Genomic DNA, 21,864 nt, shown 5'->3' on the forward strand with positions numbered 1-21,864 from the left:
CGAAAGCGGGCGCACGACCGCGGACGGCGGTCCCGACCGGAACCGGGGGGACGGCCCCGGGCGGCGGACCCGGTGGTCAGCGCAGGCGCTGGCTGATGACCTTCGAGACGCCGTCGCCCTGCATGGAGACGCCGTAGAGCGCGTCGGCGACCTCCATCGTGCGCTTCTGGTGCGTGATCACGATGAGCTGGGAGGCCTCCTGCAGCTCCTGCATGATCCTGATCAGCCGCTGGAGGTTGGTGTCGTCCAGCGCCGCCTCGACCTCGTCCATCACGTAGAACGGGCTGGGACGCGCCTTGAAGATCGACACGAGGAGCGCGACGGCCGTCAGCGACCGTTCGCCGCCGGAGAGCAGGCTGAGCCGCTTGACCTTCTTGCCCGGCGGCCGGGCCTCGACGTCGACACCGGTGGTGAGCATGTTGTCGGGGTCGGTCAGGATGAGCCGGCCGTCCCCGCCCGGGAACAGCCTGCTGAAGACGCCCTCGAACTCCCGGGCGGTGTCCCGGTACGCCTCGGTGAAGACCTGCTCGACGCGCTCGTCGACCTCCTTCACCACCTGAAGGAGGTCGGCGCGGGTCTTCTTGAGGTCCTCGAGCTGCTCGCTGAGGAACTTGTGGCGCTCCTCCAGCGCGGCGAACTCCTCCAGGGCCAGCGGATTGACCTTGCCGAGCTGCTGGTAGGCCCGCTCCGCCGACTTCAGCCGCTTCTCCTGCTCCGCACGGTGGAACCGCCGGGGCTGGTTGCGCGGGTGCTCGGGGTCCTCGGGCAGTTCCTCGCCCTCGGCGGGCAGCGACGGCGGTACGAGCTGGTCGGGGCCGTAGTCCGCGACGAGTCCCGCCGGCTCGACGCCGAGTTCGTCCAGCGCCTTCGCTTCGAGCTGCTCTATGCGCATCCGCTTCTCGGCACCGAGCACCTCGCCCCGGTGCACCGAGTCGGTGAGCTTGTCGAGCTCCTCCTTGAGCTCGCGGCCCTGGCTCCGCGCCGCCACGAGCTCCTGCTCCCGGCGGGCCTTCGCGCTGTCCGCGGCGGTGCGCTCCTCCTCGGCGCGAGCCAGCGAGACCTCGACGTGCGCGAGAAGCTGCCGCGCCCCGGAGGCGACGGCCGCGGCGACGGCGGCCTCGTGGCGGAGCCGGGCCCGCCGCTGTTCGGCACGCGCGCGTGCCTCGCGTTCGGCACGGGCGGCGCGGTCCAGCGAGTCGGCCCGTCCGGCGAGCCCCTTGACCCGCTCCTCGTGCGTACGCACCTGGAGCCGGGCCTCCATCTCCGTCTGCCGCGCGTTGGCGCCGTCCGCGGCGAGCCGGTCCCGCACCGAGGTGTCGGGCTCCTCCTCGACCGGCATCTCCTCGGCCACGGCGAGCCGTTCGGCCAGCTCCTCCGCCTCGGCCACGGCCCGGTCGAGGGACTCCTGCGCGCGGGCGGCCGCGGCGGTGCTCCGCTCGGCCTCGCCGGCGGCGCCGCGCGCCTGCCCGGCCAGCCGTCCGAGCTGCTGGGCGACGGACGACTTCTGCCGTTCGGCGGCCCGCCGCCGCTCCCCCAACTCCTCGACGAGAGCGGCCCGTTCCTTGCGACGCTCGGTCGCCAGCCGCTGCTCCTCGGTCAACTCCTCGCAGCGTACGGCCAGTTCCTCCAGCTCGGCCGCCGCCTCGTCCACGGAGGCCTGCACTTCGAGCAGGCTGGGCGCCCCGGCGGACCCGCCGTGCGCGAAGTGCGCCCCGAGCAGGTCGCCCTCGGCGGTCACGGCGGTGAGTCCGGGCCGCGCGTAGACGAGGTCCTCGGCCTCCTCCAGGGTGCCGACGACGACGGTCCCGCGCAGCAACCGCCTTACGGCGGGCATCAGTTCGGTGGGGCCCCGGACGAGATCGGCGGCGTACCGCGGCCCGCCGTCGTCGAGCGGTACGTGCGGGGAGGCGCCGTCCGCCGGACCGGCGGGGGCGTGCGCTTCGGCGCCGGGCTCCTCGGGTGCTCCGGCGAGGAGCAGGGCCGCGCGTCCCGCGTCCTGCTTGCGCAGCAGCCGGATGGCCTCGGCGGCGGACGCGGGGGTGGCGACGGCGACGGCGTCGGCCGCCGCGCCGAACGCGGCGGCGAGCGCGACCTCGAAGCCGGGGGTGACCGTCAGCAGTGCGGCGGCGGGACCGAGCACGCCGGTGAGCCGGTCCGTGGCGCCGAGCAGCGCTCCGGTGCCGTCCTTGCGCCGCAGGCCGAGGGCGAGGGCGTCGCGGCGGGCCTGGGTGGCGGCCCGCCCCCGTTCGGCGGCCGTGGCGGCCTCGCGGGCGGCGCTCAGCGCGGCCTCCGCGTCGGACAGGGCCCGCCTGGCCGCCTCGTGCTGCTCGCCGAGATCGGCGTCGCCCGCGTCGAGCCCGTCGACCTCGGCCTTCAGCTCCTCGTACTCCTCCTGGGCCGTGACCGCGCGTTCCTGGGCCTCGTCGCGGGCGGCGGCGAGGCGGTCGATCTCGGCCTGCGCGGAGGCGGCGCGCGAGCGGGCGGCGTTGACCTGACCGCCGAGCCGGGCGAGGCCCTCGCGGCGGTCGGCGATGGCCCGGGCCACGTCCTTGAGGCGGCGTTCCTCGACGGTCAGCTCGCGCTCCAGCTCGGCGCGGTGCGCGACCGTGTCCTCCAGGGCCCGCTCGGCCGCCTCCAGGGCCGCTTCGAGCTCGGCCTCCTGTTCGCGGACGCGGGCGGCCTCGCGCTCCATGTCCTCCGGGTCGCGTCCGCGCCGTTCCTCGGCGGGCACGGAGGTGGCGCTCTTCACGCGCGCGTCGGCCAGCGAGACCGTGCCGCGCACCCGCTCCGCGAGCTGGGAGAGTTCGTACCAGGTCTGCTGGGCGCGCTGGAGACGCGGTGTGAGCCGGCGGACCTCGTCCTCCAGCAGGGCCTCGCGCTGGAGCGCCTTCTTGAGCTCGGCCTCGGCGGACTCCTTGCGCTGCTTGAGCGCGGCCTCGTCGGCGATCTCGGACCGCAGGGCACCTCGCAGCCGTACGAGGTCGTCGGCGAGGAGGCGCAGCCGGGCGTCGCGCAGGTCGGCCTGGATGACGGCGGCGCGGCGGGCGACGGCGGCCTGCCGGCCGAGCGGCTTGAGCTGGCGCCGCAGTTCGTCGGTGAGGTCCTGCACGCGCGCGAGGTTGGCCTGCATCGCGTCCAGCTTCCGCAGCGCCTTCTCCTTGCGCTTGCGGTGCTTGAGGACGCCCGCCGCCTCCTCGATGAAGGCGCGGCGGCCCATCGGGTCGGCGTGCAGCACGGAGTCGAGCTGGCCCTGTCCGACGATGACGTGCATCTCGCGGCCGATGCCGGAGTCGGACAGCAGTTCCTGGATGTCGAGCAGGCGGCAGGTGTCGCCGTTGATCTGGTACTCGCTGCCGCCGTTGCGGAACATGATCCGCGTGATGGTGACCTCGGCGTACTCGATGGGCAGCGCCCCGTCGGAGTTGTCGATGGTCAGGGAGACCTCGGCACGGCCGAGCGGCGGGCGCCCGGTGGTGCCGGCGAAGATGACGTCCTCCATCTTGCCGCCGCGCAGCGACTTGGCCCCCTGTTCGCCCATGACCCAGCTCAGGGCGTCCACGACGTTGGACTTGCCCGAGCCGTTGGGGCCCACGACACAGGTGATGCCCGGCTCGAACCGCAGCGTGGTCGCGGAGGCGAACGACTTGAACCCGCGCAGGGTCAGGGCCTTGAGGTGCACGCCGCCGGACTCTACCTTTCGGGCCGGTCTCACTCCATGAACGCGCGGTTTCGCCCATGAACGCGGAGGGCACACCAGACGTTGAAGAGGGGGGTTGGTCGCTCGGGGGAAAGAAAGAAGGGACGCCGGACGGCGTCCCTTGCAAATCTGACTGCGTAGCGGTTGATTCGGGCCGCCCGACCACTGCTGTCATGGTGCGGTGCAGTGATCAGGTGAGCGCAGGCTCCGCCTGGGGTACGTCGATGCTCTCGAGAATCGAGTCGTGAGAAGCGGCAGCCGCGAGCGCGTCGTTCTCGGCCTGGATCCGTACAAGCTCGGATTCGAGGTCCTGGACGCGCTGCTGGAGCCGTCGCATCTCGGCAATGAGTCGCGGGTCGGAACCGCCGACGTAACCGAGAAGCGCCTTTGCCATGATGGATGGTCCTCCACACTGAGTGACCGACCGAAGCGGTGTGGGTCGTGAGGGAATCGCACCCGCGATGCTTGACACTGCTGATGTCCTGCTGCCGTTCCACATGCCAAACAGCTAAGGTGCGCGGGGCTTTCAGCGTCTCACCAAAAAGTTTGACGGTCAACACGATCACGCCCTGTATCGGCGGGCAACCCACTGTCGCGCGGCTTGTGGAGCGGCGGCGCTACGACACCGGTGGGACCCTCAGGGCGTCGGGATCATCGTTATCTCGGGAGCCTGCCACTTCGCGCCGTTCTTGGCAACCACCAGGCCGTTTCCACTACTGACGGGTGCCGGTGGCATACGCCACGCCACCTCCAGGAGGCCGCGCGGGCGTCCCCGTCAGCGGATCGCGAAGCCGTCGTAGATCCCCCGGGGCGTGTCCCAGATCTCAGTGACTCCGTCCACCCGGCCGGGCGTGTCGTCTCCCTGGAGCCAGTCGAGCAGACTCTGGCAGCCGGCCCGGGGGCCCTCCGCGACCACCTGGACGCGTCCGTCGTCGAGATTGAGAGCAAAACCACTCAGCCCGCCGATCTCCAGTGCCCTGGCCCGCGTAAACCAGCGGAAACCCACACCTTGGACCCGTCCGCGGACCCAGACGACCAGCCGTGAAACCTCGTTCATGGCTGCACGCTAACCGGACAATGTCTCGTGGAGCACATCCTCCCCACGCGCCATGGGGTACCGTCCCGGACCAATGAGTCTCACTAGAAACTCACTCTTCCGGGTGAGTTTGAAGTGAGGATCGCTGACTCAAGATCGAGGAAGGCCCAAGAGATGGGACGCCACCGACGCTCCGACGCCGGCCGCGCCGCCACAGGGCGCGCCACCGGAGTCACAGATACGAGCGGTACCCCCACGGACGGCTACGGCCCGGAGAACCTGTACGGCTACGCGGCCGTCGCCGATCTCCCGTCCGCCTCCTCCGCCCGCTCGCACCGCAAGCGGAAGGGCCCGAGCCCGGTCAAGACGGGACTGCTCGGCGTCTCGGCGGCCGTGGCCCTCGGCACCGTGGCCGTCGCGGCCGGTGTCGTGCCCGGCGCCGACAACTACGCGCTCGGCGGTGGCAGCAACAACTCCGACAACGTCCAGGCCGCGAGCTCGCCCTCCAGCGTGGAGACCCAGCAGGGCGGCACCTCGGGCAGCGCGGACGCCCGCGAGGGCACGTCGACGAGCCGTGGCTCCGGTCGCGCCTCGACCCCCTCGACCGTCGCTCCTTCCGCCTCCGCCTCCGCCTCGGCGCCGGCCGCTCCGACCACCACCGAGCCCTCGAAGAACGAGGGCAAGGGCAACGGGGCCTCCAAGGAGAAGACGAAGGAGCCCAAGGCTCCGAAGACGACCGAGCCCTCCAAGAAGGAGACCAAGGCGCCGGTCGCCAAGACCCCGGTGAACGTGTCCGCGGAGTCCGCCGCCGAGACCGAGGTGCTCAAGCTCGTCAACGACGAGCGCGCCAAGGTCGGTTGCAGCCCGGTGGCCGCGAACAGCGCCCTGACGGACCTGGCCAAGGCCTTCAGCGAGGACATGGCCGCCCGGGACTTCTTCGACCACACCGACCCGAGCGGGCTCAGCCCCTGGGACCGCGCCGCGAACGCCGGCATCACCAGCCTCGGCGGCGAGAACATAGCCCGCGGCCAGGCCGACGCGGCAGCCGTCATGGACGCCTGGATGAACAGCCCCGGCCACAAGGCCAACATCCTGAACTGCGACTTCAAGACCCTCGGCGTGGGAGTCCACTTCGGCGAGGGCGGCCCTTGGTGGACGCAGGACTTCGGCTACTGAGACAGCCGCAGGTCAGAGGGCTAAGCGCCCTCCTGGGCCGTGTCCGGGCCGTCGTGAATGGAATCTTCATCCGTGAAGACGCCATCCACGGCGGCCCGAGTCCGTTTCCCGCTCGACGGCATCAGGTGCGTGTACGTCCGCAGCGTGAAGCCGGGGTCATGGTGCCCCAGGTACTCGCTGACCGCCTTGATGCTCTCCCCCGCGTCCAGCAGTACCGACGCGTAGAAGTGCCGCAGCGCGTGCATGCCGTTGTCCCGCCCGGTCTCGACGCCCGCGGCCCGAAGCGCCGGCCGCCATTCGCGATCGTTGAAGCGGTTCAGGTCCAGCGCCAACCCCATGGGTCCGGTGAAGATCAGCGATGCCGTGACGGGCGGACCGTCCAAGGTCTTCCACGGCAGCGTGATCCTGACTGCCGGGTACCGCTTGAGGTGCTTGGCCAACGCGAAGGCGACAGACTCCGGCAGAGGCACGTCGCGTTCCTTGCCGCCCTTCGGCGGGGCGAACAGAGCGCGGTTGACTGGCTCACGCCCGAAGAGGTTGCCGAGCGCATGGCCGAGGTCTTCGCGATCCGGCTCCTGGATGCCTTGGACGGCAACGGCCCGCACGTGCGGAGCCACGACGGCAAGCAGCTGCTGCGCCGCTAGGGTGCCCAGATGACTGCGCCAGATGGAACGCGACAGAAGCCGAGGCAGCTGACCGAGCTGGGCGACGTAAACGACTTCCTCGATGAAGTCCGTCTACGCCCTGGGATGTGGCTGCCGGGCAGTTCCCTGCAGCATCTCGACTCCATGCTTGTTGGATACCGAGTCGCGTTGGCAGTGCACGGCACCCCAGAGGACTTCGACTTCTGGAACCCTGGCTGCCAGGGGCCATTCGCCGAGTGGTTGTGGAAGCGGCTGGGCCGACACAGCTCCCTGGGATGGGCAGTTGAGATCGAGCGTGAGGCCGAGGTCTCCAACACGCCAGCGGTCGAGTTGTTCTTCAGCCTGCTGGACGAGTACCGCGCTGAGCGCAGCCAGCCCAAGGGATAGAACTTTCTCTACTTCATCAAGTGCCCGCGCGAGCGCGGGCTGGCCCCTGGGCTTTGGCCCCTCTGCGCCTTCGGCGGCGGGGCCAGGCCCTGGGCCGCAGCGAGTGCGGGCCCGAGTCGAGAACGGTAACCACGCTGTGGGCCGGTTGGCTCCGAGACTTTAGGCAGCCACCATGGGGCGAGTCTCGAAGATCATGGCCCCAACGTCGTGCTTTAACGGGTAGGTCCACAGACTGCCCGACTCGCCGGAAGCTTAAGGGGCCATGATCACTCGCCCCATGGCAGCTCCCGCCCAAAGTCGCTCCGCCGACCGCGATATAAGGTGCGCGTAAGGGGGTCCAGTGCCAGCGAAGCCGCGTATGTCTATTCAGGACCGATTGATTGTGGGGGCGTGTGTAGCCGCGTTCGTCAACATCGGAGGAAAGGCGTTTTTTGCCTCCAGCGCTATCGTGCGAGCGGGGGCGATCTTCGGTCTGGTCTCTCTCGCCTTCGGCGCGGGAGCTCTCTTCGGCCGACTAGCGGAGCGGCGGAAGCTCAATGCCCAAGAACCCAAGGACGCCCCCGACTCTGACATCAGCGCCTGACACCAACAACCGCGAACCGCGCCAGACGGCACTGGACGTCCACAGCCTGGCAACCGGAGCCTTGCGTGGACAGACCGACGTCGGTGGCTCCCTGTCATCGACCTGATGAGGATGAGGCCACAGCTCAAAACGTGTCAGCCGTCCAAGTAAGCCCACAACCTTCGACAGTGGCGAAGGAGTTCGCGCAACGGCGGACCGTCGCAGCCGCTCAGAAGCCCGCCGACATCGCCGTGAAGGGTTTCGTCATTTCGCGCGGCCACTTCCAGGCAGCGAGGTGGCCGTGCGAAGATCACGGCTGGCGGCCATCGAGTCGCACATTTGTGGCAAGGGGGACTCGCCGTGGAGGGCATCGACTGGGCTCTGTTGGTGCTCTTTTGGCTCATTACCTTTGTCTCCGGCACTGCCGCCATCTGTGCCGGATGGATCGCCCCATGGTTCAGGAAGACGGTTTCCTCGCCGCGCCTCGGGGGCTGGGCAGACATTTGCATGGGCATCGGGGGCACACTCGCGGCGGGTCCTGTGCATCGCCACTTGGGGTCGATTCCAATGACAGCAATCGCCACAATCGTGGGTTACTGCTCCGTCTTCACCGCCCTAGGTCTCTACCGACGGTCCTACCGACCCGAGCCGTCGGGGTCAACGGCATACCAACACCCTGCAGCCTCAGTCGCTGCTGTACAGCAGCGAAGTACAGCAACCTCGCCGCCCGTGACCGGCCACCGGCAGACCGAAGCAGCCGACTAGCCTGCGGTACTGACTCAGCGACCGTCGCGCCCACAGTTCGCATCGAGCGGGTCCAGAGGCTTCGCACGCTCGTCGGCTGTGGCCGGCTGGCTTGGAGCCATTGAGACTCCGCCGACCGCGTCGGTTGCTGAGAGGCCCCGGATAACACGGCAGGCAGGTTGAGCTGTGGGAGGGCCATGCCCAGCGCAGAGCCAGGCCGAGGGCTCCGGCAGTCGGGAACTCCCGCTCGTTGTGACTGTGGTGGGCCCTGTGCTCTGCACGCAAGGGACCACTTCGGACACGGTGCGCTCGGACCGGGCGCAAGGGGAGGCGTGGTTGTGAAAGATCTTGTCGCTGGCGAACGGTCGAGATCCGGGGGCGACGAAACCGACGACGGAACGGCGGGTGAGCGCCGGCGGAAAACGCGCTCGTTCTGGAAGGAGTTGCCGATTCTCATCGGCATCGCGTTGGTGCTCGCGCTGGTCATCAAGACGTTCTTCGTGCAGGCGTTCTCGATCCCATCCGGCTCGATGCAGAACACGTTGCAGCCTGGCGACCGCGTGCTGGTCGACAAGTTGACGCCGTGGTTCGGATCCAAGCCGCAGCGCGGAGAGATTGTGGTCTTCCACGACCCGGGTGGCTGGCTCCCTGAGAAGGCCGAGGAACCGAACGCGGTGCAGAAGGTGCTCAGTTTCGTCGGCCTGATGCCGTCGACGGACGAGAAGGACCTGATCAAGCGGGTGATCGCGGTGAGTGGCGACACCGTGGAATGCTCGGGAAGCGGTCCGGTAAAGGTCAACGGGAAGGCGATGGACGAATCGTTCATCCACCCCGGCAACACCCCCTGCGGGGACAAACCGTTCGGGCCGGTCAAGGTGCCGACAGGGAGGATCTGGGTGATGGGTGACCACCGCCAAGACTCTCAGGACTCCCGGTACCACCAGGACCAGCCCGGCGGTGGCACGATCGACGAGGACCAAGTAATCGGCCGGGCCTTCGTCGTCGCATGGCCGGTCAACCGGTGGGCCCCGCTGCCGGTGTCGCGGTAACGAGCCACGCCGTCCATCGAGACGTCAAGCTCGCCCCCTGCGTGCCCTACTGGGCCGAGGGGGCGTGCCACTTCCGTGCCAGAACGGACGGGGCCTCACGGGGAATCGAGGTTCGCCAGGGTGCGTACCGCCCCACGCTGCCGGAGGCACGGATTCCCAGGTCACGCCGGTGATCACCCCACCTCGCTCCTAAAGTGGATGTCCGGCGCGCTTACCGGGTCCACACCCTCTGGAACTCCTCGGCCGCAACGGGCTCCAGCGGATCCGCTTCGGGATCGATCGCCTGGTCTGTCAGGCCGCCGTGGCCGTCCTCCAGGTGCTCCCAGCTGTAGCGGTGGAGTTGGCCGGCAGGAGTCAGCTCGGCTTGCTTGATGACGATCAACTCGCCACGGTCGGGCACGGCCTCCACGTACCAGAGGCCGCCTTCCTCATCAGCGTGGCGGAAGTGGCGCCGCGAGGTAGCGCCCTCATCGAGTGCTCGGAGGTACGCCAGGCTCTCTGCTTTGATGCGCTCCAGGTCAACCACAGGAGCATCGTGCAGCGAGCGCGTGCGGTTGCACCGTTCTGACATCCATAGGCGACATCAACGACCCCGGACGCCAGCACCTCTGGGCGGTCCTGCACGGCCAGCGGGGCCAGGCAGCTCCCCGCCAGCGCCGAGGAGCGATCGAACTCCTAAAGCGGTGGTCAACGGGCCCGTGCCCCTCGCGCGCCAGGACCGGCGGGAAGCCGTAGTGCCGTTGGCCGGAGGTCACAAGGCCAGATCAAGGTAGCTCTGCACTACAAGCCCGAAGGCAACGAAGAAGGAGCCAATCGTCTGTTCCCGCAAACCACGAATCGTCGCCCGCTTCGACTCCTCATCGCGAGCGGTGAGACGAGCCTCGAGGTCGTTGCCGATCTTCCGGTCTTCCTGTTCTCGTGCTTTCGTCTCTCTCGCCCTAGGTCGTGCCGCACGTCCTGGGCCAGTGTGAAGACACGATTCAGGCGTTCTTCGACCGCGGCCTTGAAGGCGCCAGCGTCCTGTGCGGGGTCAAGCAGGGGCCCGAACGTGACGATGCCCCGAGCGCTTCCCGCGAAGTTGATCTCCATTGCCGCGCCGAGAGCATGAACCACTGTCGGTCGCGGCGTCCGAGGAGGCGACGGCAAAGGCTTTTGAAGCCGGTCCAAAGTCGTCGGACTACTCCTGGCACGGTCGCCAGAAGCTGACGGGTCCGCGACCGGTCTCCCGATCCGGTCGCGGCCCCGTGTCTGGGGGTGTTGCAGGTGGTTACGAGCCGCAGTAGCCGCCCGCCGGCGTTTCCTGCGTGGCGGTGTTCGCACCGAGCTGGATGGGTTGCGGTGCCGGGGCGCAGCAGCCGCCCTCAGCCTGGTCCGCTTCGGGGGCGTCGAAGAGTCCTGCTCCGCCACAGACTCCGGTTTCGGGGAGGGTGAGTTCGACGCGGTCGGCGGAGTCGATATCGCCGGCAATAGCTGCGACGACGGAGCGGACCTGTGCTCGCCGGATGTACGCAGGAGAACCCGCCCGCTGCATCCCGCCAGGTCGCGAACCGACGCGCTACTGCGCCCAGGTGGTGCGGCCTACGTACGCCGATCCTCCCGGAACATCTCGCGGGCCGCGAACACACCGCAGGTGCCAAGGGTGGCGATGCAACTCGCGAGCGAGAGCAGAACGCGCTGTTCAGCCTCGACGGCGGCTTCGTATCCAGCCTTCGTCAACTCGATTTGGCTGTGGTGACCGTTATAGGCGTAGTACCGGTCCCCCAGAGCCTGCGGATCCTGGTAACGGGGATCGCCGTGCACCACCGACAAGACGAGCGCAGCGGCAGCCGTCAGCAGCAGCACGACAAGCGCCTTCCGCAGACGCCGGTGCAGCGCCAAGAAAGACGGCCACCAATCGACGTCCACGTCGTTCAGCGCCAGGCGCGCCCCGGTCGCGAGCGGCACCAGGACGATGACCCCTATCAAGGTCAGGCCGGCCCACCCCGTGCCGTCCACGGGCGAGGGCCCCGGCAGCCAGGTGATCGCCACGAACAGCAGAAGGGCGACGGCAAGCACTGCTGCGAACGCGCTGTGCACCCTGAAAGATCCACTCACGCCCGGAGAGTCGCACACGCGTCCGGCCGCCGTCATACCTTTCTCGGAAATCCACGTCTGCCTGCGGATCTCACCCCGGACGGCGCACCACTAGACCTGTTGCCGACCCGAGAGCCGAGTGCTCCACCGTTGAGGTCTGGCCCCAGGCGACGGCTCGCGGAACTGGACAGCGTGCGCCGGCCAGCCGCCTCTACCTGGCCATCGGCGCGCTCGGCACCGATGCAAGTCAAAGCGGCGGACATCAGCCAGTCTCGTGCCCGCAGCTTCCCAAGCCGATGGCTCGCAGCACGTGTCGGACGACGCGGCGTGTTGTGGCATTCACTCGGACCGTGACCTTCCTGACCCTGACAGTGACGAGGCACGGCGAGAGCGATCCATCTCTCTCGGCGGGACTCTGGCATCGAGGGGCTTCATCGGTCATGGTGTTGAGCAACCTCCGGGCCGCCCCTGGGCCGTCCGAGGGTGCTCGACGAAGACCGACGCTGACAACCGTCGACGGCTAAGCCGCAGGTCACAGCGTTGGACGGTTGTAGGGGTGCAGGTCGGAGACCCGGCCCCGCACTTCTTCGGCTACTGAGACAGCCGTGCAGCGCATGGCCGGCCCGCTCGGGGGGTCGGCCATGCGGCGTTTTTCAGGGGCGGACGGCGAGGGTGTGGAGCAGGAGGGCGCCGGCTCCCAGGACGGCGAGTTGTACCGCCGCGGTGACGCGAAGGCGCAGGGCGAGCAGCGCGCCGCCCGTGACCACCGCAGCGCCGGCCAGGATCCACGCGCCCTGACGCGCGACCCCCGGAGCCTCGGGCGCGTTGACCTCGTCGTAGGAGTCCGCCCAGCCCGTGATGCCGTAGCCGTACACCAGCCAGGCGATGACCAGCAGGTCGAGGACGAGCAGCAGCACGCCGATCGCCACCTGCAGGCCGGTCGACGGCCTCTTCCCCCGTTCCGTTCCCACGCCCGTCCCTCCGTGGCCGCCGCTCCCCGATCGTGCGGGGCCCAGCCTGCCGGACCGGTGGACTCCGCACATGAGTACGTCTACTCACTGGTACTCAGAGCCGAAGTCGTGGATCAGGGTCGGGGCGGGGACGGGCGGGGCGTGTGGCTAACCAGGAGTTAGTGCTCTCTGTCGGGTGGCGCTGTGGCTGAGTATGCTGGGCGTATGGATTCGTCCGCGGGGATCACCGAGCGTGCCGAGAGCGGCGAGGGTGGCGCGGGTGTCGGCGCCAAGGACCTCGCCTACGACGTGTTCGCCCGTGGCTGCCCGTCCCGGGGCACGCTGGAGAACGTCACCGGCCGCTGGGGCTCGCTGACGCTCGGAGCGTTGTACGACGGCACGTTCCGGTTCAACGAGCTGCGCCGCCGGGTCGACGGCGTCAGCGAGAAGATGCTCTCGCAGACCCTGCACGCGCTGGAGCGCGACGGTCTGGTGCACCGTGACGCGCGGCCCACGAACCCGCCGCGCGTCGACTACACCCTCACCCCTCTGGGCCGCGAGGTCGCCGAGCGCCTGCTGGCCCTCATCGACTTCGTCGAAGGACGCATGGACGAGGTCCTGGAGGCCCGCGGGCGGTACGACGAGACCCGCGAGGCCGTGCGGGCGGCGCGAGAAGCCTAGGGGTCGAGACCCCGAGCCCGGAAGCTGGGCCAGGCGGTCGGGCCCCGGGCCTCAGGCGGTCGGGCGGGGGGCTCGCTGGCAGCGTGGGCAGAAGTAGCTGGAGCGGTTCATCCAGGCGCGGCGGCGGATCGGGGTCCCGCAGCGGCTGCACGGCTCGCCCTCGCGCCCGTACGCGTCGAGCGAGCGATCGAAGTAGCCCGACTCGCCGTTGACGTTGACGTACAGACTGTCGAAGCTCGTGCCGCCGACGGCGAGGGCGTCGTTCATGACCTCGCGGACGTGGCCGAGGAGTTCGGCGGTGCGCGGCCGGGTCATGGTTCCGGCGGGGCGTTCGTAGTGCAGCTTGGAGCGCCACAGCGCCTCGTCCGCGTAGATGTTCCCGACCCCGCTGATCAGTGACTGGTCGAGCAGCGCGCGCTTGAGGGTCGTACGGCGGGCGCGCAGCGCGGTGTGGAACGCGGTGTCGTCGAAGAGGGGGTCGAGCGGGTCGCGGGCGATGTGCGCGATGACGTCGGGGAGGCCGTCCGGGGTGGTCTCGTGCAGCGACAGCCCGCCGAAGGTGCGCTGGTCGACGAAGCGCAGTTCGGTGCCCTGTTCGTCCTCGAAGCGGACGCGGATGCGCAGGTGCTTCTCGTCGGCGGCGTCCTCCGGCTGCACGAGGAGCTGACCGCTCATGCCGAGGTGGGCGAGCACGGAGTACGGCGAGTCGTCGAGGGGCAGCCACAGGTACTTGCCGCGGCGCATCGCCTCGCCCACGCGGTGCCCGGCGAGCGCCTTCGCGAAGCCGTCGGGGCCGGCCGGATGCCTCCGCACGGCCCGCGGATGACAGACCTCCACCGACCGCACCATCCGCCCGGTGACCCAGCGCTCCAACCCCCGTCGCACGACTTCGACTTCGGGCAGCTCGGGCACGGGACTCCTCCTGAGGGGTGGGCTGGGCCGGTGATGCCGGAAGGGTACATCGCACCGACCGCCGACCGCCGACCGCCGCCGAGCGATTCACCGCCGGGCCTGCGGCACGCGTCTACCGGGTTCGAAGCCGCCGCCTCGCCACCGGGGCCCCAGAGCGACGCCGAGGGCCAGAGCGGAGCCGAGGTCCCGGGCCGAGCCGAAGGGTCGGGGCGGAGCCCAGGTCCGGGGCGAAGCCGAGGCTCCAGAGCGAAGCTGAGGGGCTGGGGCGGAGCCCAGGGGCCGGGGCGGGCTCCCGGCCGCACGGAGCGTGGAGTCGTCTCCCGCCGCCCGGCCTCGGCGCCCCGTCGTACCCCGGTCCCCCCGCGGCAGCGGGAACGCAGCGACCCCGTCCCGCCGCGAGTGCGGCGGGACGGGGTCGGGTGGTGCTTGGTTCCGAGCGGGGGCGCGGATCACCGCGTACCCGTGTCGGGTGAAGGATTCAGGCCGTGGCCGTGTCGGAGCTGGGCGTCGAGGAGGTGTCGGCGGTCTCCTCGATGTCCTGCGCCGCCTGCTCGGCGGCGACAGCCGCCTGTTCGGCGGCCTGCGCCGACTTCGCGCGTTCGTCCGCGGCGGAGTGGATGGCACGCCACGCGGATTCCGCGGCCTGCTGCTCCGCCTCCTTCTTGCTGCGGCCGGTGCCGGTGCCGTACGAGACGCCTCCGACGCGGGCGGCAGCAGTGAAGACCTTCTCGTGATCCGGGCCGGTCTCCGTGACCAGGTACTCGGGAACCCCGAGCCCCTCGGTCGCGGTGAGTTCCTGGAGACTGGTCTTCCAGTCCAGGCCGGCACCGAGATTCGAGGACTTCTCGATCAGCGGGTCGAAGAGCCGGTGGACGAGTTCGCCCGCGGCCTCCAGCCCCTGGTCGAGATAGACGGCGCCGATCACCGCTTCGAGGGTGTCGGCGAGGATGGACGCCTTGTCCCGGCCTCCCGTGCCTTCTTCACCCCGGCCGAGCCGGATGAAGGAGCCGAGTTCGAGGCCGCGGCCCACCTCCGCCAGCGCACGAGAATTGACCACCGCGGCCCGCAGTTTGGCCAACTGGCCCTCGGGCAGGTCGGGGTGGGTGCGGTACAGCGTGTCCGTGACCACGAGGCCCAGTACGGAGTCCCCGAGGAACTCCAGACGCTCGTTGGTCGGCAGACCGCCGTTCTCGTACGCGTAGGAACGGTGGGTCAGCGCACGCACCAGAAGGGCGGACTCGAGCTTGTAGCCGAGCCGCCCTTCCAGAAGCGTGTGGGACGAGGCTGTGTTGTCCGCCTTTTTCTTGGCGTTTGAATCCGCCTTGGCGTCAGACATCAGACCTCTCACCAGCCGCTCAGACCTCGAGGACCTGGCGCTTGTTGTAGGTGCCGCAAGCCGGGCACGCGATGTGCTGCAGCTTGGGCTCGTGGCAGCGCTCGCACGCAACCAGGGTGGGGACCGCAGCCTTCCACTGCGACCGGCGGTGGCGCGTGTTGCTGCGCGACATCTTCCGCTTCGGAACAGCCACGGCTACTTCTCCTGCTTCTCGTCGACGCCAGGTTCGGCGCCGCTCAACTCGTCCTTCTCGCCATCTTCGAGTGAACCGGCGAGTCCCTGCAGTGCCGCCCAACGGATGTCGACGGCGTCGTGGTGGTGGTCCGGGTCGTCCGCCAGCCGCGCTCCGCATTCGGAGCACAGACCCAGGCAGTCGTCCTGGCACACCGGCTGCATCGGCAGTGCGAGCACCACCGCATCCCGCAGCACGGGTTCGAGGTCGAACAGGCCGTCCTCGAGGAAGAGAGTGTCCTCGTCGTCCTCGGCGTCGTCGACCGGCTCCGCCTTGGGGCGGCCCCGGTCATCGGCGTCAGGGTACGAGAACATCTCCTGGAAATCCGCTTCGAGCACCTGCTCAAGCGGCTCCAGACACCTTACGCACTCCCCCTTCGCCGATGCACGAGCGGTGCCTGTGACAAGCACCCCTTCCATGACCGACTCCAGACGGAGGTCGAGCTCCACCGGTGCACCTTCCGGCACTCCGATGACACCTTGGATCCCGAGATCCACGGGAGCGTCTATCGTGCGGGTCAGGCGCTGCATCGCGCCAGGACGCCGCCCCAGCTCGTGTGTGTCGAACACGAGAGGATTGCGGTGGTCGAGGCGGGCGTTCAGAGCCATTCCTGCTTTCGATCTACGAACTCAAGGGATGCCACCCAAGGTGTCCCTCGGGCAGCGCTGATCGCGGACGTACACGCGACCGAAGAGCCAGGATACTGGACCTTTCGCTCTCGGCCCAATCCGGTGCGTACAGGCCCCCCGGCCGGAGGCGCGCACCCCTCCTGACCGGGCGGTCAGTGGCCGCCGCGCCCCTGCTCGTACGCCCTGAGCTGCTCCGCGCTGATCATGCTGGTGTCGAAGAGGCTGGCCTCGTCCAAGGCGTGGTTCTGCTGGTCCACGGCGTGGGCCTGCTGGCCGTAGACCTGCCCGTTCTGGTCGTAGCCCTGCTGGTCGTAGCCCTGCTGCTGATAGGCGGCGTACGGGTCGGCCTGCTGATAGCCGTAGGCGTCCTGCTGCTGGGTGTACTGCTGCTGCTGATAGCCGTACGGGTCGGCCTGCTGCTGATAGGCGTACGCGTCCTGCTGCCCGTAGGACGGCTGCGCGGCCGGTTCCTGGGTCCGGGCGCCCGGCTCGGGACCGTCGGCGAGCTCCGCGAGGCCGGCCAGGTAGTCGGCGTCGCTGGTGTGCGCGCCCGGCGTCCCGTCCTCCGCGAAGGTGCCCAGTTCGCCGAGGTCGTCGCTGGCGATCCGGCCCTGGAGCTTCTCGCGGCCACGGCCGACGGCCTCCAGGGTCTTGGCGAGGACGGCCTCGAAGGCACCGAGCTTGGCGTCGACGTAGTCGTCGGCGTTGCGGCGCAGGGTCTCCGGGTCGTAGCTGCGCTCGGGGGCGTCCTCGTCCTCGTAGCCCTGCTCGTCGAGGCCGGGACCGGTGCCGAGGAGCTTCTCGCGGCCGCGGCCGACCGAGCCGAGGGTCTTGGTGAGGACGACCTCGAAGTTGGCGAGCTGGGAGTCGACGTAGTCGTCGGCCTCCGCGCGGATCTCCTCGGCCTCCTTGCGCGACTCGTTGAGAATCCGGTCCGCCTCGTTCTGCGAGCGGCGGGCGACCTCGGTGTCGGAGATCAGCGAACCGCGCTCGGCGTGCGCGGTCTCGATGATCCGCTCGGCCTCCTGACGGGCCCGCTCGACCATCTCCTCGCGGCCGCCGATCAGCTCCTGCGCCTGGGCGAGGGAGCCGGGCAGCGCCTGGCGCACCTCTTCCAGCATCGAGAGCAGGTCGGCGCGGTTGACCACGCACGACGCCGACATGGGCATGGAACGGGCGCTGCCGACCGCCGAGACGATCTCATCGAGCTTCTTCTGTACGTCCACCGTGTGCTCGCCACTCTCTACAGCCGTGATGGAGACGGACGGGACGACTGTACGACCACTCCCGCACCGCCCGACACCGGGTGACGGACAGTCAGTCGCTCAGTCCTTGCCGAGACGCTCCGTGAGCGCCTCCAGGACCACCGGCGGCACCAGGTGGGAGATGTCGCCGCCCCAGTTCGCGACTTCCTTCACCAGCGACGAGGAGAGGAAGCTGTAGGTGGGGCTGGTCGGGATGAACAGGGTCTCGACGCCCGAGAGGCCGTTGTTCATCTGGGCCATCTGGAGTTCGTAGTCGAAGTCGCTGACCGCGCGCAGGCCCTTGACGATGGCCGGGATGTCCCGCTGCTTGCAGTAGTCGACGAGGAGGCCGTGGTAGGCCTCGACCTGGACGTTGCCGAACTCGGCCGTGACCTCGCGGATCAGCTCGATCCGCTCGTCGACCGTGAACAGGCCCTTCTTCGACTGATTGATCATCACCACGACGTGCACCACGTCGTACAGCGCGGAGGCGCGGGCGATGATGTCGAGATGTCCGTTGGTGATGGGGTCGAATGACCCCGGACAGACGGCGCGGCGCAACAGTGGTCCCTCGCTCTCCGGTCCGGTCATCGTGCGTCTTCGCACGTAGAGGCGGCGCGACCGTACCAAAAGGTCCCCTCGCCGTAACGACGGGCCCTGACGGCCTCGAAACCCTCGGGCCAGCCGAACTCACCGCCTCTTGTGCTGCGCTCCACGGTGACGAGCGCATCCGCCGTGAGCCAGCCCCCGGTGCGGAGTGTGAGCAGAATCTCCCGAAGATCGTCGTCCGCGACGGCGTACGGAGGGTCGAGGAAGACCAGGTCGTACGGCTCCTGCGGCGCCGCCGTCCGGACGATCTGCTCCGCTTTGCCCGCTCTGACCTCGGCGCCGGGCAGGCCCAGCGTCTTCACGTTGTCGCGGATGACCTTGGCCGCGCGGGCGTCCGCCTCCACGAGCAGGGTGTGGCCGGCACCGCGGCTGAGCGCCTCCAGGCCGACGGCGCCCGAGCCCGCGTACAGGTCGAGCACGCGCTCGCCCTCCAGCGGGCCGCCGAGCAGGGACTGCCAGGTGGAGAAGAGGCCCTCGCGCGCCCGGTCGGAGGTGGGGCGGGTGCCGGTGCCCGGCGGGACGGCCAGACGGCGTCCGCCGGCCCGGCCGGCGATCACGCGGGTCATGAGGGTCCTTTGCGCTGGGGGTGGTCGGTTCCTCCCAGTCTCTCAGCCGCCGACCGCCCGCCGCCGCTCAGCCCTTGTCCAGGTACTGCTCCCGTTCCTCGTCCAGCAGGGCGTCCAGGGCCACACGCAGGCCGGGCAGGCCCGTGAGGTCCGGGTCGGCGGCGACCACGGCGGTGGCCTCCTCGCGGGCCTCCGCGATGATCTCCTCGTCGTCGATGACGGCCAGCATGCGCAGCGAGGAGCGGACACCGGACTGGGCCTGACCGAGGACGTCGCCCTCGCGGCGCTGTTCGAGGTCGATGCGGGAGAGTTCGAAGCCGTCCAGGGTCGAGGCCACCGCGTTCAGCCGCTGGCGGGCCGGGCTCGCCTCCGGCATCTCGGAGACCAGCAGGCACAGTCCCGCCGCCGAGCCGCGGCCGACCCGGCCGCGGAGCTGGTGGAGCTGGGAGACGCCGAAGCGGTCGGCGTCCATGATCACCATGGCGGTGGCGTTCGGCACGTTCACCCCGACCTCGATCACGGTCGTGGCGACCAGGACGTGCGTCTCGCCGGCGGCGAAGCGGCGCATGACGGCGTCCTTGTCGTCCGGGTGCATCCTGCCGTGCAGGACCTCGACCCGCAGGCCCTGGAGGGGACCCTTGGCGAGCTGGTCGGCGACGTCCAGGACGGCCAGCGGCGGACGCTTCTCCGCCTCGTCCTCGGCGGACTTCTTGCGGGCGCCCTTCTTGTCGTCCTCCTCGTCGCCGATGCGGGGGCAGACGACGTACGCCTGATGGCCGTTCTCCACTTCCTCGCGCACGCGCTCCCACGCGCGCGACAGGAAGTGCGGCTTGTCCGCGGCCGGGACGACATGGCTGGCGATCGGGGAGCGTCCGGCGGGGAGCTGGTCGAGCACGGAGGTCTCCAGGTCGCCGAAGACCGTCATCGCGACCGTGCGCGGGATGGGCGTGGCGGTCATCACCAGGAGGTGCGGGGGCTGCTTTCCCTTGCCGCGCAGGGCGTCGCGCTGTTCGACGCCGAAGCGGTGCTGTTCGTCGACCACGACCAGGCCCAGATCGTGGAACTGGACCTTGTCCTCGATCAGCGCGTGGGTGCCGATCACGATCCCTGCCTCGCCGGTGACCAGGTCGAGCAGCGCCTGGCGCCGGCCGGCCGCCCCCATGGATCCGGTGAGGAGCACGACCTTCGTCGCGTGCTCGGCCCCGCCGAGCATGCCGCCCTGGGCCAGCTCGCCCATCATCTCGGTGACCGACCGGTGATGCTGCTGGGCGAGCACCTCGGTGGGCGCGAGCATCGCGGCCTGCCCACCCGCGTCGACGACGGCGAGCATGGCGCGCAGGGCGACCATCGTGTTGTGGGTGACGGTGAAGTTGTCCGTGACGTAGGCATGGCTCGGGTGAGCGACGCTGATGCACTGGACCGGTTTACGGCCGACGTACTCCACGGCCCGGATGCCTCGTCGGAACGTGGTGTATTTCGGGCGGGGGCCGACACGATCGGCCTTACGGGACAGCCTGAAAGGCGCGTATGCGGCGGGGAGTGCCACCGAGACGTTGAAAGCCGCCTTTTTCGGCAGCACGCGAGCCCGTCCGCCCAGGGAGCGCACCAACCAGGCGACGTCGTCGGCGAGCCTGAGCGACGCGGAGCAGAGGGAAATGCTCAGACCGTCCTTGTGCACCGTTCCGTCCGTGTCCAGGAGTCCTTGGAGGAGGGCGAGACGGTTCTTGATGGACGTGTTCTTGAACTGATCAGGGATGAATTTGCCGTGCGAGGTCATTCCCCAGAGACCCAGGTTCCGCAGAGCCTGGATGACTGGATTTCGTACGCCTCCGGAGCGCTCCTTCAACTGGATCGTGTAGTCACAACGGGATCCCTTCACAGGAACCAGCAGGCAGTCCGGGGCGATGGCGCTCGCCGCCGCGTCGCGGATCTCGTCGTCGATCGTCGAAAGACGCAGGTTGTGCCGGAATGAACCGTCACCCAGCAGCAGCCCGAAAAGGTAGGGATCCAGGGGCAGCTCGAAGTCCGGTCCGATGTCGACGGGCACCGCGGGAGGGATGTACCACTTCGAAGATCCGTTCGCCTTGAACGTGTCGAGCCGGATCTCCCTGGTGGTCATCGTCTTGGGCGCCTGGCCGCGATGCCACCCACAGCTCGTCCCGACGATCCACAGGTGTTCGTCGTCGCACTCCACCGAACTTCCGTCGGAGAGGACCAAGCGCCAGACGTCGCGCTCTCCCTGCGGAAAGATCCCGTCGATCACGGCGATCTCGCCGTCGGGCACGACCACTTCGTCGCCTTCCCGCAGGTCTCCCATCCGCCGGAAACCCGTGGGTGTCAACACGGTCGCGTCAAGGGGCTGAGCCTTCCCGGAACCCACCTCCCCCTGGAGCAGTCGGTGCATCGGGTGTTCGGTGGCCAGGCCGTCGAAGATCTCCTTGGAGACCTTCTGCTGGCCCTCGGTGAGGGTGAAGGGCAGCCGGGCGTCGAAGGCGGTCAGCAGGCCGTCCGGGGCGGGGGTGCGGGCGACGGCCGGGAGCTGGGCGTCGGCGTGCCGGCGGCGGGCCAGGGCGACCTGGAGGACGAAGGCCTCGTCCCACTTGAGGCGGGCGCGGGCGTCGTGGACGTCCGCCTTGGTGTGCGGGCGGTGGATCTTGAGGAGTGCCTCGGGGAGGGTGACCAGACCGCGGCCGTCCCGCAGCGAGTCCGGGAGGGGGTCGACCGCTTCCTGGGCACTGGGCAGCACCGTCTGCACGGACTTGGCGATCTTCCAGGACTCCAGCTTGGCGGTGGCCGGGTAGATCGGGATGAGGGCGCCCGCCCAGCTGTCGACGCTCTCCGCGGCCTCGTCGCCCTCGCCGCGCAGCAGTTCGTAGGCCGGGTGGGCGAGCTGGAGGCGGCGGTTGAAGACGGAGGCCTTGCCGGAGAACATCGCGCGGGTGCCGGGCAGCAGGTCCTTGTGGGGCTTGTGCACGCCGTTGCCGAAGAAGACGAGCTGGACCCGGCCGCTGCCGTCCGTGATGGTCACTTCGAGGCGCTGGCCCTTGCCGCGGGGCGCCTTGGAGGAGGCGAAGGTGTGCAGGCGGGCGTCGGCGACCTGGGCCACCACCGTCACATGCTCGTCCATCGGCAGGTCGGCGAGGTGGGTGAGCTGCCCGCGCTCCTCGTATCTGCGGGGGTAGTGGTGCAGCAGATCGCCGACGGTGTGCAGGCCGAGGTGCTCGGCCATCACCTTCGCGGTGGCGGGACCGAGCGCCTTCTTCAGTGGTTCTTCGAGCACGGGCACGAGATCCATTGCACACCACGGCACTGACATTGCCGTATACGTCCGGGAAAT

18 protein-coding genes and 4 pseudogenes are annotated in these 21,864 nt (G+C 69.5%); 6 read left to right on the top strand and 16 right to left on the bottom strand.

The genetic code is table 11. The features are described 5' to 3' along the window. Nucleotides 1-76: 76 nt before the first annotated feature. From smc to ACZ4TO_RS35430, 3 genes are all read right to left on the bottom strand, one after another. Nucleotides 77-3,679: a chromosome segregation protein SMC gene (gene smc / locus ACZ4TO_RS35420; RefSeq protein WP_468026347.1), complete on the bottom strand. Its 3,603-nt coding sequence runs from the start codon at nt 3,677-3,679 to the stop codon at nt 77-79. 208 nt (nt 3,680-3,887) lie between these two features. Beyond that, nucleotides 3,888-4,091 (bottom strand): hypothetical protein, encoded by a 204-nt coding sequence (locus ACZ4TO_RS35425; RefSeq protein ID WP_355773424.1) that lies wholly within the window; start codon nt 4,089-4,091, stop codon nt 3,888-3,890. 381 nt (nt 4,092-4,472) lie between these two features. Then, on the bottom strand, nt 4,473-4,754 hold the full coding sequence (locus ACZ4TO_RS35430) for an acylphosphatase (RefSeq protein ID WP_361683156.1): 282 nt from the start codon (nt 4,752-4,754) through the stop codon (nt 4,473-4,475). A 153-nt stretch (nt 4,755-4,907) separates the two neighbouring features. On the opposite strand from ACZ4TO_RS35430, the gene ACZ4TO_RS35435 reads away from it, so the two are divergent. After that, nucleotides 4,908-5,909 (top strand): CAP domain-containing protein, encoded by a 1,002-nt coding sequence (locus ACZ4TO_RS35435; protein ID WP_385048495.1) that lies wholly within the window; start codon nt 4,908-4,910, stop codon nt 5,907-5,909. A 20-nt stretch (nt 5,910-5,929) separates the two neighbouring features. On the opposite strand, the pseudogene ACZ4TO_RS35440 reads toward ACZ4TO_RS35435, so the two are convergent. After that, a pseudogene (locus ACZ4TO_RS35440) lies at nt 5,930-6,421 on the bottom strand (tyrosine-type recombinase/integrase); the annotation flags it as partial. On the opposite strand from ACZ4TO_RS35440, the pseudogene ACZ4TO_RS35445 reads away from it, so the two are divergent. The 4 genes and pseudogenes from ACZ4TO_RS35445 to lepB all read left to right on the top strand — a co-directional run. Beyond that, nucleotides 6,410-6,553 (top strand): annotated as a pseudogene (locus ACZ4TO_RS35445) (NUDIX hydrolase); the annotation flags it as partial. The pseudogenes ACZ4TO_RS35440 and ACZ4TO_RS35445 overlap by 12 nt on opposite strands. A gap of 9 nt (nt 6,554-6,562) precedes the next feature. Then, entirely contained in the window at nt 6,563-6,940 is a 378-nt protein-coding gene (locus ACZ4TO_RS35450; RefSeq protein ID WP_468026348.1) for a hypothetical protein, read from the top strand. 358 nt (nt 6,941-7,298) lie between these two features. Then, nucleotides 7,299-7,523, top strand: a complete 225-nt coding sequence (locus tag ACZ4TO_RS35455) for a hypothetical protein (protein WP_468026349.1) — start codon at nt 7,299-7,301, stop codon at nt 7,521-7,523. 920 nt (nt 7,524-8,443) lie between these two features. Then, a pseudogene (gene lepB / locus ACZ4TO_RS35460) lies at nt 8,444-9,286 on the top strand (signal peptidase I); the annotation flags it as partial. 220 nt (nt 9,287-9,506) lie between these two features. On the opposite strand, the gene ACZ4TO_RS35465 reads toward lepB, so the two are convergent. The 4 genes and pseudogenes from ACZ4TO_RS35465 to ACZ4TO_RS35480 form a co-directional block, all read right to left on the bottom strand. Then, nucleotides 9,507-9,821 (bottom strand): hypothetical protein, encoded by a 315-nt coding sequence (locus tag ACZ4TO_RS35465; RefSeq protein WP_468026350.1) that lies wholly within the window; start codon nt 9,819-9,821, stop codon nt 9,507-9,509. A 741-nt stretch (nt 9,822-10,562) separates the two neighbouring features. Next, a pseudogene (locus ACZ4TO_RS35470) lies at nt 10,563-10,787 on the bottom strand (flavoprotein); the annotation flags it as partial. Between the two features lie 86 nt (nt 10,788-10,873). After that, entirely contained in the window at nt 10,874-11,371 is a 498-nt protein-coding gene (locus tag ACZ4TO_RS35475; RefSeq protein WP_468026351.1) for a hypothetical protein, read from the bottom strand. Between the two features lie 650 nt (nt 11,372-12,021). Then, complete coding sequence (locus ACZ4TO_RS35480; RefSeq protein ID WP_468026352.1) at nt 12,022-12,339, bottom strand: hypothetical protein; 318 nt, start codon at nt 12,337-12,339, stop codon at nt 12,022-12,024. A gap of 204 nt (nt 12,340-12,543) precedes the next feature. Between ACZ4TO_RS35480 and ACZ4TO_RS35485 the strand changes: the two genes are divergently transcribed. After that, on the top strand, nt 12,544-12,999 hold the full coding sequence (locus ACZ4TO_RS35485; RefSeq protein WP_468026353.1) for a winged helix-turn-helix transcriptional regulator: 456 nt from the start codon (nt 12,544-12,546) through the stop codon (nt 12,997-12,999). 51 nt (nt 13,000-13,050) lie between these two features. Here the strand turns inward: ACZ4TO_RS35485 and mutM are convergent, their stop codons facing one another. From mutM to ACZ4TO_RS35525, 8 genes are all read right to left on the bottom strand, one after another. After that, on the bottom strand, nt 13,051-13,911 hold the full coding sequence (mutM, locus tag ACZ4TO_RS35490) for a bifunctional DNA-formamidopyrimidine glycosylase/DNA-(apurinic or apyrimidinic site) lyase (protein ID WP_468026354.1): 861 nt from the start codon (nt 13,909-13,911) through the stop codon (nt 13,051-13,053). 478 nt (nt 13,912-14,389) lie between these two features. Further along, a complete protein-coding gene (rnc, locus tag ACZ4TO_RS35495; RefSeq protein ID WP_382790865.1) occupies nt 14,390-15,247 on the bottom strand; it encodes a ribonuclease III in 858 nt (285 codons plus the stop codon). A gap of 19 nt (nt 15,248-15,266) precedes the next feature. Continuing rightward, a complete protein-coding gene (rpmF, locus tag ACZ4TO_RS35500; RefSeq protein ID WP_006139588.1) occupies nt 15,267-15,440 on the bottom strand; it encodes a 50S ribosomal protein L32 in 174 nt (57 codons plus the stop codon). Nucleotides 15,441-15,442: 2 nt separating this feature from the next. Next, on the bottom strand, nt 15,443-16,087 hold the full coding sequence (locus ACZ4TO_RS35505) for a YceD family protein (RefSeq protein WP_361683169.1): 645 nt from the start codon (nt 16,085-16,087) through the stop codon (nt 15,443-15,445). A gap of 173 nt (nt 16,088-16,260) precedes the next feature. Beyond that, entirely contained in the window at nt 16,261-17,334 is a 1,074-nt protein-coding gene (locus ACZ4TO_RS35510) for a cell division initiation protein (RefSeq protein ID WP_468026355.1), read from the bottom strand. Between the two features lie 99 nt (nt 17,335-17,433). Then, on the bottom strand, nt 17,434-17,913 hold the full coding sequence (coaD, locus tag ACZ4TO_RS35515; protein WP_192582606.1) for a pantetheine-phosphate adenylyltransferase: 480 nt from the start codon (nt 17,911-17,913) through the stop codon (nt 17,434-17,436). 26 nt (nt 17,914-17,939) lie between these two features. Next, entirely contained in the window at nt 17,940-18,527 is a 588-nt protein-coding gene (gene rsmD / locus ACZ4TO_RS35520) for a 16S rRNA (guanine(966)-N(2))-methyltransferase RsmD (RefSeq protein WP_468026356.1), read from the bottom strand. A gap of 67 nt (nt 18,528-18,594) precedes the next feature. Next, entirely contained in the window at nt 18,595-21,822 is a 3,228-nt protein-coding gene (locus ACZ4TO_RS35525) for a helicase-related protein (protein ID WP_468026357.1), read from the bottom strand. Nucleotides 21,823-21,864: the final 42 nt, after the last annotated feature.

The sequence above is a fragment of the Streptomyces sp. NPDC028298 genome, assembly GCF_055565895.1.